Annotated in this window: 9 protein-coding genes; 7 read left to right on the forward strand and 2 right to left on the reverse strand. The window is 62.4% G+C overall.

Annotation, left to right across the window (positions count from 1 at the left end; genetic code table 11):
• Positions 1-10 precede the first annotated feature (10 nt).
• Complete coding sequence (gene treR, locus B9N88_RS18165) at positions 11-715, reverse strand: trehalose operon repressor (RefSeq protein WP_027605432.1); 705 nt, start codon at positions 713-715, stop codon at positions 11-13.
• A 239-nt stretch (positions 716-954) separates the two neighbouring features.
• Between treR and treP the strand changes: the two genes are divergently transcribed.
• The 5 genes from treP to B9N88_RS18190 all read left to right on the forward strand — a co-directional run bounded on the left by treP (position 955) and on the right by B9N88_RS18190 (position 8277).
• Complete coding sequence (treP, locus tag B9N88_RS18170; protein ID WP_027605433.1) at positions 955-2397, forward strand: PTS system trehalose-specific EIIBC component; 1443 nt, start codon at positions 955-957, stop codon at positions 2395-2397.
• A gap of 70 nt (positions 2398-2467) precedes the next feature.
• Positions 2468-4114 carry an alpha,alpha-phosphotrehalase gene (gene treC, locus B9N88_RS18175; RefSeq protein WP_027605434.1) on the forward strand — a complete coding sequence of 549 codons (1647 nt, stop codon included), beginning with the start codon at positions 2468-2470 and terminating at the stop codon, positions 4112-4114.
• 74 nt (positions 4115-4188) lie between these two features.
• Positions 4189-5409 carry a maltoporin gene (locus B9N88_RS18180; RefSeq protein ID WP_027605435.1) on the forward strand — a complete coding sequence of 407 codons (1221 nt, stop codon included), beginning with the start codon at positions 4189-4191 and terminating at the stop codon, positions 5407-5409.
• 61 nt (positions 5410-5470) lie between these two features.
• Positions 5471-7996 carry a phosphoenolpyruvate--protein phosphotransferase gene (gene ptsP / locus B9N88_RS18185; RefSeq protein WP_027605436.1) on the forward strand — a complete coding sequence of 842 codons (2526 nt, stop codon included), beginning with the start codon at positions 5471-5473 and terminating at the stop codon, positions 7994-7996.
• Between the two features lie 2 nt (positions 7997-7998).
• Positions 7999-8277: a PTS transporter subunit EIIB gene (locus B9N88_RS18190; protein ID WP_027605437.1), complete on the forward strand. Its 279-nt coding sequence runs from the start codon at positions 7999-8001 to the stop codon at positions 8275-8277.
• Positions 8278-8317: 40 nt separating this feature from the next.
• On the opposite strand, the gene mltF is transcribed toward B9N88_RS18190, so the two are convergent.
• Positions 8318-9778, reverse strand: a complete 1461-nt coding sequence (mltF, locus tag B9N88_RS18195) for a membrane-bound lytic murein transglycosylase MltF (RefSeq protein ID WP_027605438.1) — start codon at positions 9776-9778, stop codon at positions 8318-8320.
• Positions 9779-10064: 286 nt separating this feature from the next.
• On the opposite strand from mltF, the gene purL reads away from it, so the two are divergent.
• Positions 10065-13961, forward strand: a complete 3897-nt coding sequence (gene purL, locus B9N88_RS18200; RefSeq protein ID WP_027605439.1) for a phosphoribosylformylglycinamidine synthase — start codon at positions 10065-10067, stop codon at positions 13959-13961.
• Positions 13962-13965: 4 nt separating this feature from the next.
• Entirely contained in the window at positions 13966-14277 is a 312-nt protein-coding gene (locus tag B9N88_RS18205) for a YqfO family protein (protein ID WP_027605440.1), read from the forward strand.
• Positions 14278-14347 lie beyond the last annotated feature (70 nt).

Below are 14347 nucleotides of genomic sequence, written 5' to 3' on the forward strand. Positions count from 1 at the left end.
GGGTAGATAGTTAGCGCCTGGCGATATCGGAGAAGTAAAACTTATCCAACGTATGCCGCGACTCGGTGTACTCGAACTGCCGCCCGTCCTGCAAAAACGTCTGGTTGCTCACCACGATCACATGGCTCTGCCCTTCGAGGTCCAGGTGTGTCTGGTCGTCCTTGCTGCGGGGCAGGGCTTCGATGGTGCGCTGGGCGTAGCTGATCTGCAGTTGCAGGGTCTGCTCGATGAAGGCGTAGATCGACTGTTCGGCGATCGCCTGGTCCAGGCCGGGGATCAGGTCGGCGACGAAGTGGTTGATGTCGAGGATCACCCGTTTGCCGCCGATGCGCCGTACCCGTTTGATGCGCGTGATGAGGCTGCCGGGTTCGGCCTCGATGTGTTGCAACAGCGGGCCTTCAAGGGGGAGCTGGGTGAATTCGACCACTTCGGTGCGTACGTCATCGCCCAGGTCGGCGTGGGTTTCGTGGAAGCTGACGATGCCGCCGAGTTGGAACTCAATCGGGTTGGGCGAGAGCACGAAGGTGCCCTTGCCGTGGATCTTTTGCGCAAACCCTCGCTCCTGCAACTGCTCGATGGCGCGACGCACGGTGCCTCGGCTGGCCTGGTAGCTGTCCATCAATTCGGTTTCGGAAGGCAGGCGCGTGCCGCGTTGCAGGCGTTCGGTGGTGATGCTGGCAAGCAGATCGGTATAGATCTGGTTGTATTTGCTCATGGGTAGGGCTCTGTGCCGCGTTGGCGTTCAAGGCAGGAACCTTAGAGGCAGAGCGGCGGTTTGTCCATTAGACCCAAGGATTTCTGCGGCTTGCAGCGCAGTGGTGTCCTACAGGGAATAAACAAAATCAAACTCGTACAGACGAGTTGTTGCTTTAACTCGTCTGTACGAGTACTTTTGCCTTCGGCGTGCTGCCAATGACTGCCCCCCAAATAAAAAAATCAAAGTGGAAACCAAGCATGAGCCACGACTATTCCAACATTGCCCGCGAGATCCTCGAGCACCTCGGGGGCAGCGACAACCTTGAGCAAGCTGCCCACTGCGTGACCCGCCTGCGCCTGGCGCTCAAGGACCCGAGCCTGGTCAACAACAGCGCGTTGAACCAGGTCGATCTGGTCAAGGGCTCGTTCTTCACCGGCGGTTTGTTCCAGGTGGTGATCGGCCCCGGCGAAGTGGAAAAGGTCTACGCCGCCCTGCGCGAACAGACCGGCCTCGCTGCCGCCACCATCGCCGATGTGAAGAAGAAGGGCGCCGACAAGACCAACGCCATGCAGCGCCTGGTGCGGGTGTTCTCCGATGTGTTCATGCCGATCCTGCCCGCGTTGATCATCGCCGGCCTGCTGATGGGCGTGAACAACCTGATGGGCGCCAAGGGCATGTTCATCGAGGGCCAGACGCTGCTGGAGGCCTACCCGAACCTGGATGGCCTGTGGAGCCTGATCAACCTGATGGCCAACACCTCGTTCGTGTTCCTGCCGGCGCTGGTGGGCTGGTCGGCGGCCAAGCGCTTTGGCGGCAGTGAAATCCTCGGCATCGTGCTCGGCCTGATGCTGGTGCACCCCGATCTGCTCAATGCCTGGAACTACGGCAAGGCGGTCGCCGGGCTCGACGGCCAGAGCCTGCCGTACTTCGATATTTTCGGTTGGTTCAAGATCGAGAAAGTCGGCTACCAGGGGCAGATCCTGCCGATCCTGATGGCGGCGTATGTCATGAGCGTCATCGAGAAATGGTTGCGCGCTCGCGTACCCAACGCCATTCAATTGCTGGTCGTGCCGATCACCACCATCGTCGTCACCGGCGTGCTGGCGTTGGCGATCATCGGCCCGGTCACCCGTCACCTCGGCATCCTGATCACCGAAGGCGTGGTCACCCTGTTTGACCTGGCGCCGATGGTCGGCGGAGCGATTTTCGGCCTGCTGTACGCGCCGCTGGTGATCACCGGCATGCACCACATGTTCCTCGCCGTGGACCTGCAATTGATCTCCACCCAGGGCGGCACGTTTATCTGGCCGATGATCGTGATGTCCAACCTGGCCCAGGGCAGCGCCGCGCTCGCGGTGTTCTACACCACCCGCAATGCGCGGGATAAAAGCATGGCCTCGACCTCAGCGATTTCCGCGTACTTCGGCATCACGGAACCGGCAATGTTCGGGGTGAACCTGCGCTTCAAGTTTCCGTTTTACGCGGCCCTGGTGGGCTCGGCGCTGGGCAGCATTTTCCTGTCGCTGAACAAGGTGCAGGCGTCGGCCATCGGGGTGGGTGGCTTGCCTGGGTTTATTTCGATCGTGCCGAGTGCCATTCCGATGTTTGTGATTGGGATGGTGGTCGCGATGGTGGTGCCGTTTGTTCTGACCTGTGCGTTGAGCATGAAGATTGTTCGGCCGGGTTATCGCGTCGTCTGATCGACCGCTATCGGGGGCAAGCCCCCTCCCACATTTGACCGCGCTCACAATTCTACTGAAGGAACCCACCATGCAAGACTGGCAACACTCGGTGATCTACCAGATCTACCCCAAGAGCTTCCACAGCCACGCGGGTAACGCCACCGGTGACCTGCTGGGCATCGTGGACAAACTCGACTACCTCCAATGGCTGGGCGTGGATTGCCTGTGGATCACCCCGTTCCTGCGCTCGCCGCAACGGGACAACGGCTACGACATCAGCGACTACTACGCCATCGACCCCAGCTACGGGACCATGGCCGACTGCGACCTGCTGATCAGCGAAGCGGCCAAGCGTGGCATCAAGCTGATGCTCGACATTGTGGTCAACCACACCTCCATCGAACATGAGTGGTTCCAGCAGGCGCGTAGCAGCCTCGACAACCCCTACCGCGACTTCTACATCTGGCGCGACCAGCCGAACAACTGGGAATCCAAGTTCGGCGGTTCGGCCTGGGAATACGAGGCGCAAACCGGCCAGTACTTCCTGCACCTGTTCGACCACACCCAGGCCGACCTCAATTGGGACAACCCCCAGGTGCGTGCCGAGGTGTTCAAGTTGATGCGCTTCTGGCGTGACAAAGGCGTGGGCGGTTTCCGCCTGGACGTGATCAACCTGATCTCCAAGCCCGCCGATTTCCCCGAAGACAACAGCGACGGCCGCCGCTTCTACACCGACGGCCCGAACGTGCATGAATACCTGCAGGAGATGCACCGCGAAGTATTTGAAGGCCATGACCTGATCAACGTCGGCGAGATGTCGTCCACCAGCCTTGAACATTGCATTCGCTACTCGCGGCCAGAGTCGAAAGAGCTGTCGATGACCTTCAACTTTCATCACCTGAAAGTCGATTACCCGAACCTGCAGAAGTGGGTGAAGGCTGACTTCGACTTCCTGCAACTCAAGCAGATCCTCTCCGACTGGCAACTGGGCATGCAGGCCGGTGGCGGCTGGAACGCGCTGTTCTGGTGTAACCACGATCAACCCCGGGTGGTCTCGCGGTTTGGTGACGACGGCGAGCATCGCGTGGTCTCGGCCAAGATGCTCGCCACCGCGCTGCACTTCCTCCAGGGCACGCCGTTCGTGTACCAGGGCGAAGAACTGGGCATGACCAATCCGGGCTTCGACAGCATCGATCAGTACCGCGATGTGGAGACCCTGAACATCTTCCGCCTCAAGCGCGATGCCGGTGAATCCGAAGCGGCGAGCATGGCGGCGATCATGCAGAAGTCCCGCGACAACGGCCGTACGCCCATGCAGTGGAACGCGCAGCCGAATGCGGGTTTCAGCACCGGCGAGCCCTGGATCGGCCTCCCGGCGAATGCCGCGCAGATCAACGTTGAACACCAGCTCGACGATCCCGACTCCGTGCTGCATCACTACCGCGCGCTGATCGCCCTGCGTCGTCACGAACCGCTGATTCAAGAAGGGGTTTACCGCCAACTGCTGCAAGACCATTTGCAGGTCTGGGCGTACCTGCGCGAAGGCCACGGCGAGCGCCTGCTGGTGCTGAACAACTTCTATGGCCAGCCCTGTGAAATCCAACTGCCTGGCGACGTGATCGACGCGGCGACCGAGCAACGCCTGCTGATCAGCAACTACCCGGACTGCCCGCCACGCACGGCCACGGTGATTTTGCGCCCGTACGAATCCTTTGTGCTGCACCTGAAGGACTGAACCCGGAACTCCCGCAGCTGCTACGGAGAGCGCAGGGTGCTTCAAAAAACATAATAAAAATATCGGAGTGCTTCATGAAAACAACAATAAAGCTGGGCCTCGTTGCATCCTGCCTGAGCCTGCCATTCGGTGCGCAGGCCCTGGAATTTGCCGGTTACTTGCGCAGCGGCGCGGGGACCTCGACAGGCAGTGGCAAGCAGCAGTGTTTCCAGTTGCCGGGGGCGCAAACCAAATATCGACTGGGCAACGAATGCGAGCAGTACGCCGAGCTGGAACTGCGTCAGGACCTGCTGACCCTCGACGATGGCTCAGTGCTCAGCGTTGACGCTATGGCATCGCTGTACAACCAATACGACCGCGCCCTTAAATTCCAGGGCGAAGACAACGGCTCGGCGCGCATGCCGCAGATGTATGCGCAGTGGTCGAACCTGCCAGCCCTCAATGGCGGTTCGCTGTGGGCCGGTCGGCGTTACTACAAACGCAATGACATCCATATTTCCGACTTCTACTACTGGAACCAGAGCGCCACCGGCGGCGGAATCGAGGACGTGCTGATCGGCGACCTCAAGTACAGCTACGCCATTTCGCGCAAGGACAACCTGTACCAGAAGGAATACGCCACCCGTCACGACTTCAACGTCGCGGGCTTCAAGACCAACCCCGGCGGCGAGCTGGAGCTGGGCTTGAGCCATATCGAAAAGGCCGGTGGGCGTGACACCCACAGCGGCTGGGCACTCACCGCGCAGCATGTGCAAAAACCCTTCCTGGGCGGCAAGAACAAATTCGCTTTGCAGTACGGCGAAGGCCCCGGCACCGGCCTGGGCTACACCGGCAATACCTTCCTGGATAACAGCAGCAAAAGTTATCGCGCCGTGGAGTTCTTCGACTGGCAGGTGACCCCGCGTTTTGGTGGGCAGATCGAGGCGGTGTACCAGAAGGATATTCGCCCCGGCAGCCAGGACCAGACCTGGATGTCCATCGGCGTACGCCCCGCGTATGCGATCAGCGAACAATTCAAACTGGTCACCGAGCTTGGGCATGATCAGGTCGATGCCACCGGCGGCACGCGCAAGCTGAGCAAATTTACCTTCGCCCCGACCTGGTCGCCCAACGGCCCGGATTTCTGGGCGCGGCCGGAAGTGCGTTTGTACTACACCTATGCGACCTGGAACGAAGCGGCCAAGCGTGCAGCGAATGAACTGGCGGCGGGCTCGGCGTTGTCCGACACCGGCGCCTATGGCACCGCGCGGCATGGGTCGAACGTGGGCGTGCAGGTTGAATACTGGTGGAAATAAGTTATCCATGGGGAAGGCATCTACCCAAGGATTTTTACAGAACAAAACGGCAGGTGACGTCATGACCGCAACTCAACCCCTGGAATTGCTGGCGCCCTTGTCCGGCGTGCTGCTGGCACTGGACAAGGTGCCTGACCCGGTGTTCGCCAGCCGCATGATCGGCGACGGCCTGTGCATCGATCCCACCTCGCAGACCCTGTGTGCGCCCCTGGCCGGGGTGATCAGCAATATCCAGGACAGTGGGCATGCGGTCAGCGTCACCGACGACAACGGCGTGCAGGTGCTGATGCATATCGGCCTGGACACCGTGAGCCTGGCGGGCAAGGGCTTCACCCGCCTGGTCGAGGAAGGCCAGCGGGTGGAGGCCGGGCAAGCCTTGATCGAATTCGATGCCGACTATGTGGCACTCCACGCACGCAGTTTGCTGACCTTGATGCTGGTGGTCAGCGGCGAGCCGTTCACGCCATTGGCAAGCGGCCTGGTGGAATTGGGCCAACCGGTGTTGCAGGTTGCGCCCGGCAACCGGGTAGAGGAGGCCGATGAGGAGGAGGGCGATGCACGCTTCTCAAAACCGTTGACCTTGCCCAACACCAACGGTTTGCACGCGCGCCCGGCCGCCGTATTGGCCCAGGCGGCGAAAGGTTTTAACGCGAGCATTTACCTGCACAAGCAAACCCAGAGTGCCAACGCCAAGTCGCTGGTGGCGATCATGGCGCTGCAAACCGTGCAGGGCGATACCTTGCAAGTGAGTGCGGCCGGTGACGACGCCGAGGCGGCGATCCAGGTGCTGGTCGCGCTGTTGCTTGAAGGCTGCGGCGAGGCCATCGCGGCACCGGCTGCACAGCTTGAAGCGCCCCTGCCGGTATCGTCGGCGACGCTGCTGCGAGGCGTTTGCGCATCGCCGGGATCGGCGTTTGGCCAAGTGGTCCAGGTTGCTGAGCCCGAGCTGAAGGTGATTGAACAGGGCGCTGGCGAGGCGTTCGAGCGCGCCGCTTTGGACCGTGGCTTGCTGGCTGCAACCGAAGCGCTGCAAGCCCTGCAAACCCAGGCGGCGGGCAGTGCCCAGGCGGAGATTTTTCGTGCCCATCAGGAGTTGCTTGAAGACCCGACGCTGCTGGAACAAGCCGATGGCCTGCTGGCCGAAGGCAAGAGCGCCGCGTTTGCCTGGAACAGCGCCACGGTTGCCACTGCCCAGCTGTTCCAGAACCTGGGCAATGCCCTGTTGGCCGAACGTGCGGCGGACCTGGCGGATGTCGGTCAGCGCGTGCTGAAACTGATCCTCGGTATTCAAGACCGCGCCTGGGACCTGCCCGACCGCGCGATCCTGGTCGCCGAGCAACTGACGCCTTCGCAAACCGCCAGCCTCGATCCCAAAAAAGTGCTGGGGTTTGTCACCGTCGGCGGCGGGGCGACCAGCCATGTCGCGATCCTGGCGCGGGCCTTGGGCCTGCCTGCCATATGCGGGGTCGGGCTTGAAGTGCTGGCGCTGGCCAACGGCAAACAGGTCCTGCTCGACGCCGACAAAGGCGAGTTGCACCTGGATCCCAACCTGGCCGAGATCGAACAGCTGGAAGCTGCGCGTAAGCAGCACGTGCTGCGACGTCAGCGTGATGTGGCGCAGGCTTTAGTGCCTGCGATTACCCGCGACGGCCATCACGTCGAGGTGAGCGCCAACGTCGCTTCGTTGCAGGAAGTGGAGCAATCCCTGGCCCTGGGGGGTGAAGGCGTCGGCCTGCTGCGCTCGGAGTTTTTGTACCTGGATCGCAATCGCGCCCCAAGCGTGGATGAGCAGGCCGCCACCTACAGCGCCATCGCCCGTGCCCTGGGCACCGAGCGCAATCTGGTGGTGCGCACCCTGGACGTGGGCGGCGATAAACCCCTGGCGTACGTGCCGATGGACAGTGAAACCAACCCGTTCCTGGGCCTGCGCGGTATACGCCTGTGCCTGGAGCGCCCGGAGCTGTTGCGTGAACAGTTGCGCGCGATCCTCGCCAGTGCCGGGCTGGCACGCCTGCATATCATGTTGCCGATGGTCAGCCTGCTGTCGGAGCTGCACCTGGCCCGCCAGATTATGGAGGAAGAAGCCCAGGCCCTTGGGCTCAGCGCGTTGCCCAAACTGGGCATCATGATCGAGGTGCCGTCTGCGGCCCTGATGGCCGATGTGTTTGCGCCCCATGTGGATTTCTTCTCCATCGGCACCAACGACCTGACCCAATACACCCTGGCCATGGACCGTGATCACCCGCGCCTGGCCAGCCAGGCCGACAGCTTTCACCCGGCGGTATTGCGCCTGATCGCCACCACCGTCACGGCCGCCCATGCCCATGGCAAGTGGGTGGGCGTATGCGGCGCACTGGCGTCCGAAGCCCTGGCGGTGCCGGTGTTGCTCGGGCTGGGGGTGGATGAACTGTCGGTCAGTGTGCCGCTGATCCCTACCATCAAGGCCACCGTGCGCGGGCTGGACCTGGCCGGCTGCCAGACCATTGCCCGTCAGGTACTGGGCCTGGAAGAGGCCGTCCAGGTACGCGAGGCCTTGCGCCTCTACCACGCGGCCACCGTTGAAACCTCACCTGTCGTGGAGCACTGAGCATGTTCGAGAAATTGCAGCGGGCGTTCTGGAAAGCCCTGACCCCGGATTTGATTGCCGAGACGGTGGCGGTGCCGACACAGGGGCTGTTGTCGGCCGAGGTGCTGAGTGCGCTGGGCGGTGCGAATAACCTCAGGTCGCAGCAGCGTGTGGCGCTGACGCGGGTGCGGGTGCAATTGCAGGATGCGGGGCGGTTGGATGAGGCGGCGTTGAAAGCGGCGGGTGTGGCGGGCGTGATGGTGTTGGCGGGAGGAGTGGTCCACCTGATCACCGGCCTCTGATCCATGTAGCGATCAAAAGGTGGTGTCTGAAATGTTGCGGTCAGAGTTGCGGAGTGTCTTCCGGCGGCTTGGTTTTATCCACACCCGGCACATGCAGATTACCTTCCACCACCTGGTTACCCTCCAGCTGCGGCTGGGTCACCCAGGTCAGGATGTCGTAGTAGCGCCGGATGTTCGCCACGAAGTGCACCGGCTCGCCGCCCCGGGCGTAGCCGTAGCGGGTCTTGCTGTACCACTGCTTCTGCGACAGGCGCGGCAGCATCTTCTTCACGTCCAGCCACTTGTTCGGGTTCAGGCCTTCCTTCTTCGCCAGGATTCGCGCGTCGTCCAGATGGCCGGTGCCGACGTTATAAGCGGCGAGGGCGAACCAGGTGCGGTCGGGCTCGGCGATCTTGTCGTCCAGCTCGTCCTTGATCTTGGCCAGGTACTTGGCGCCGCCCATGATGCTTTGCCTGGCATCCAGGCGATTGGACACGCCCATGGCCTGGGCGGTGTTCTGGGTCAGCATCATCAGGCCGCGCACGCCGGTCTTTGAGGTGACCGCCGGTTGCCACAGCGATTCCTGATAACCGATAGCTGCAAGCAGGCGCCAATCGACTTTTTCTTCCTTGGCGTAGGCGCGAAAGTGCTTCTCGTATTTGGGCAGCCGCTGCTGCAAATGCTGGGCGAAGGTGTAGGCGCCGACATAGCCGAGCACATCGACGTGCCCGTAATAGCGGTCTTTAAGGCGTTGCAGGGTGCCGTTCTTTTCCACCTTGTCCAGGTAGCTGTTGATCTCGTTGAGCAGGCTGTTGTCGTCGCCGGCGGCCACGGCCCAGCTCTGGTTGCTGGCATTGCCGAGGTCGAACGCCACCCGTACGTTGGGGAAGTACACCTGGTTCATCGCCACTTCGTTGGAGTCCACCAGGGTCAGGTCGATTTGCCCCTCGTCCACCATGCGCAGCAGGTCGACCACCTCGACGGCATCGGATTCTTCGTATTCGATGGCCGGGTTCTGCTTCTTAAGCGCGGCCAGTTGTTCGGCGTGGGTGCTGCCCTTGAGCACCATGATCTTCTTGCCCACCAGGTCCGCCGCGTTCGTCGGGCGTGACTGGCCGTTGCGGTAGATGATCTGCGGGGTGACTTCCAGGTAAGGGTGGGAGAACCGCACCTGTTGCTGGCGTTGCTCACTGCTGACCAGGCCGGCCGCGGCGAGCACCGGGCCGTTGGGTTTGCCCAACTGGCCGAACAGGTCGTCGAGGTTGTCGGCGGTCTCGATTTCCAGCTTCACGCCCAGGTCATCGGCAAAACGCTTGACCAGTTCGTATTCGAAACCGGTTTCACCGTTGCGGTCCTGGAAGTAAGTCGCCGGGCTGTTTCGGGTAATCACCCGCAATACGCCATCCTCCTTGATTCGCTCGAGCGTGCTGGGTTTATCAACACAGGCGCTGAGCATCAGGAAGAGTCCGGTGACGATGAGCCATCTGGCGCATCGCGGGCGCAAAGCAGTTGGGGAGAACATCTGCGCAGTATACGCAAACGGCCCACGGCGCCATATCTCGACAGCGGCGGACTTGTCTGCTAGCGCCGCCAAAACTGTGCTGCAGCCCGCAGAAACGTGGCTTGGCGCCCGATTGTGACGGTTAAAATAACTGCGCGGAATGCCTTGGATAACGCCCCGATAGCGTGCAAACCGTGTTAACTGACGTTCGGCAGCCGCCAGCGGTGCCGTTTCGGGTGCCGTTGGCGATGGTTTACGCTAGAATGCACGGCCTCAAAGCACACCCCTTCCCGAGGCTGTCCCGAAGATGTTGATCCTGCGCGGCGCTCCTGCCCTTTCTGCCTTTCGCCACAGCAAACTCCTTGAACAACTGAGCCAGAAGGTTCCAGCGGTTACAGGCCTGTATGCTGAATTTGCTCACTTCGCCGACGTTACCGGCGTCTTGACCGCCGACGAACAGCAAGTGCTCGCACGCCTTCTGAAGTACGGCCCAAGCGTTCCCGTTCAAGAGCCGACCGGCCGCTTGTTCCTGGTTCTGCCACGGTTCGGCACCATCTCGCCCTGGTCGAGCAAGGCCAGCGATATCGCCCGCAACTGCGGCCTGGAGAAGATCCAGCGCCTGGAGCGTGGTATCGCGTTCTACGTCGAAGGTGGGGTCAGCGACGCCGAGGCCGAGCTGATCGCCAGCAGCCTGCACGACCGCATGACCCAGATCATCGTCAGCCAACTGGAACAGGCTGCCGGCCTGTTCAGCCACGCCGAACCCAAGCCGCTGACCGCGATTGACGTGCTGGGCGGTGGCCGCGCTGCGCTGGAGAAGGCCAACACCGAGCTGGGCCTGGCCCTGGCCGAAGACGAGATCGACTACCTGGTCAACGCCTTCACCGGCTTGAAGCGCAACCCCCACGACATCGAACTGATGATGTTCGCCCAGGCCAACTCCGAGCATTGCCGTCACAAGATCTTCAACGCCAGTTGGGACATCGACGGCGAGAGCCAGGAAAAAAGCCTGTTCGGCATGATCAAGAACACCTACGTGATGCACAGCGAAGGCGTTCTGTCGGCGTATAAGGACAACGCCTCGGTGATCGTCGGCTCGGTTGCCGGCCGTTTCTTCCCGGACCCTGAAACCCGCCAGTACGGCGCGGTGCAGGAGCCGGTGCACATCCTGATGAAGGTCGAGACCCACAACCACCCGACCGCGATTGCCCCGTTCCCGGGCGCAGCCACCGGTTCCGGCGGCGAGATCCGCGACGAAGGTGCCACCGGCCGTGGCGCCAAGCCAAAGGCCGGCCTGACCGGTTTCACCGTGTCCAACCTGCAGATCCCGGGCTTCGAACAGCCATGGGAAGTGCCGTACGGCAAGCCTGAGCGCATCGTGACGGCGCTCGACATCATGATCGAAGGCCCGCTGGGCGGCGCCGCGTTCAACAACGAATTCGGGCGTCCGGCGCTGACCGGTTATTTCCGTACTTTCGAACAGTCCATCACCACCCCCCGTGGCGATGAAGTGCGCGGCTACCACAAGCCAATCATGCTGGCTGGCGGCATGGGCAACATCCGTGAAGAACACGTCAAGAAAGGCGAGATCCTGGTCGGCTCCAAGCTGATCGTGCTCGGCGGCCCGGCAATGCTGATCGGCCTGGGCGGCGGCGCGGCTTCCTCCATGGCCACCGGCACCAGCTCGGCAGACCTCGACTTCGCTTCCGTACAGCGCGAAAACCCTGAGATGGAACGCCGCTGCCAGGAAGTCATCGACCGTTGCTGGCAGTTGGGTGACAAGAACCCCATCAGCTTTATCCACGACGTCGGCGCCGGCGGTTTGTCCAACGCCTTCCCGGAGCTGGTCAACGATGGCGACCGCGGTGGCCGCTTCGAACTGCGCAACATTCCAAACGACGAGCCGGGCATGGCCCCGCACGAAATCTGGAGCAACGAATCCCAGGAACGTTACGTACTGGCGGTCGGCCCTGAAGACTTCGCGCGCTTCCAGGCCATCTGCGAACGCGAGCGTTGCCCGTTTGCCGTGGTCGGCGAAGCCACTGCCGAGCCGCAACTGACGGTCACCGACAGCCACTTCGGCAACAGCCCGGTGGACATGCCCCTCGAAGTGCTGCTGGGCAAGGCCCCGCGCATGCACCGTTCGGCGGTACGTGAAACCGAGCTGGGCGATGATTTCGACCCAAGCGCCCTGGACCTGGCCGACAGCATCGAACGTGTGCTGCACCACCCGGCCGTGGCGAGCAAAAGCTTCCTGATCACCATCGGCGACCGCACCATCACCGGCCTGGTGGCCCGTGACCAGATGGTCGGCCCATGGCAGGTGCCGGTGGCCGACGTTGCCGTCACCGCCACCAGCTTCGACGTCTACACCGGTGAAGCCATGGCCATGGGCGAGCGTACGCCGCTGGCCCTGCTGGACGCCCCGGCGTCGGGCCGCATGGCCATTGGTGAAACCCTCACCAACATCGCCGCGTCGCGCATCGGCAAGCTGTCCGACATCAAATTGTCGGCCAACTGGATGTCCGCTGCCGGTCACCCCGGTGAAGATGCGCGTCTGTACGACACCGTAAAAGCGGTCGGCATGGAGCTGTGCCCGGAACTGGGCATCACCATTCCGGTGGGCAAGGACTCCATGTCCATGGCCACCCGTTGGAACGATGAAGGCGTGGACAAGAGCGTCACCTCGCCGCTGTCGCTGATCGTCACCGGCTTTGCGCCGGTCACCGACATCCGCCAGACCCTGACCCCGCAACTGCGCATGGACAAGGGCACCACCGACCTGATCCTGATCGACCTCGGCCGTGGCCAGAACCGCATGGGCGCCTCGATCCTCGCGCAAACCCACGGCAAGCTTGGCAAACAGGCGCCGGACGTGGATGACGCCGAAGACCTGAAAGCCTTCTTCGCCGTGATCCAGGGCCTCAACGCCGACGGCCACCTGCTGGCTTACCACGACCGTTCCGATGGTGGCCTGCTGACCAGCGTGGTCGAGATGGCCTTCGCCGGTCACTGCGGCCTGAACATCGTGCTCGACAGCGTTGCCGAGGACGCCTCTGAAATCAACGGCATCCTCTTCAACGAAGAGTTGGGTGCAGTGATCCAGGTTCGCCAGGACGCAACCCCGGACGTACTCGCACAGTTCAGCGCCGCTGGCCTGGACGACTGCGTGGCGGTGATCGGCCAGCCGATCAACAACGGCGAGATCAACATCTCGTTCAACGGCGACACCGTGTTTGCCGGCCAGCGCCGCTTGCTGCAACGCCAGTGGGCCGAGACGAGCTACCAGATCCAACGCCTGCGTGACAACGCCGACTGCGCCGAGCAGGAATTCGACGTGATCCTGGAAGAAGACAACCCGGGCCTGAGCACCAAGCTCAGCTTCGACGTCAACCAGGACATCGCCGCGCCGTACATCAAGAAAGGCATCCGCCCACAGGTTGCCGTGCTGCGTGAGCAGGGCGTCAACGGCCAGGTGGAAATGGCGGCCGCGTTCGACCGCGCCGGCTTCAATGCGATCGACGTGCACATGAGCGACATCCTCGCCGGTCGCGTTGACCTCAATGAGTTCAAGGGCCTGGTGGCCTGCGGTGGTTTCTCCTACGGCGACGTATTGGGTGCAGGCGAAGGCTGGGCCAAGTCGGCCCTGTTCAACAGCCGTGCCCGCGACGCGTTCCAGGGCTTCTTCGAGCGCAACGACAGCTTCACCCTGGGTGTGTGCAACGGTTGCCAGATGATGTCCAACCTCCACGAGCTGATCCCGGGGAGCGAGTTCTGGCCGCACTTCGTGCGTAACCGCTCGGAGCAGTTCGAAGCCCGCGTCGCCATGGTGCAGGTGCAGGAATCCAACTCGATCTTCCTGCAGGGCATGGCCGGTTCGCGCATGCCAATCGCCATCGCCCACGGTGAAGGCCATGCCGAGTTCGAAAGCGAAGAAGCCTTGCTCGAAGCCGACTTGTCCGGCTGCGTGGCCATGCGTTTCGTCGACAACCACGGCAAGGTCACCGAAAGCTACCCGGCCAACCCGAACGGCTCGCCGCGCGGGATCACCGGCCTCACCAGCCGCGACGGTCGCGTGACCATCATGATGCCGCACCCGGAGCGCGTGTTCCGCGCCGTGCAGAACTCGTGGCGCCCGGAAGAGTGGAACGAAGACGGCGCGTGGATGCGCATGTTCCGCAACGCCCGCGTGTGGGTGAACTAAGGCGGTGTACAAGCTTGCCTTCTTTGTGCCCGACAGCCATGTGGAGACGGTGAAAGCCGCCGTCTTCGCCGCTGGTGGCGGGCGCATCGGCGACTACGACAGCTGCGCCTGGCAAGTGCTGGGCCAGGGCCAGTTTCGCGCGTTGGACGGCAGCCAGCCGTTTATCGGGCAGGTTGGCCAGGTTGAGGTGGTTGAAGAATGGAAGGTCGAGCTGGTGGTGACCGATGAGTTGATCAACGCAGTGGTCGCCGCGTTGAAGCTCAGCCACCCCTATGAGACACCGGCTTATGAAGTGTGGTCGTTGGCGGATTTCTGATCCGCCCGCTGTAGAAACAAGAAACCCGCTGGGCCAGTTTGGCCAGCGGGTTTTTTTGTGGGTGCTCATG

Source organism: Pseudomonas sp. LAMO17WK12:I1 (assembly GCF_900177315.1).
Classification (GTDB): Bacteria; Pseudomonadota; Gammaproteobacteria; order Pseudomonadales; family Pseudomonadaceae; genus Aquipseudomonas; species Aquipseudomonas marginalis.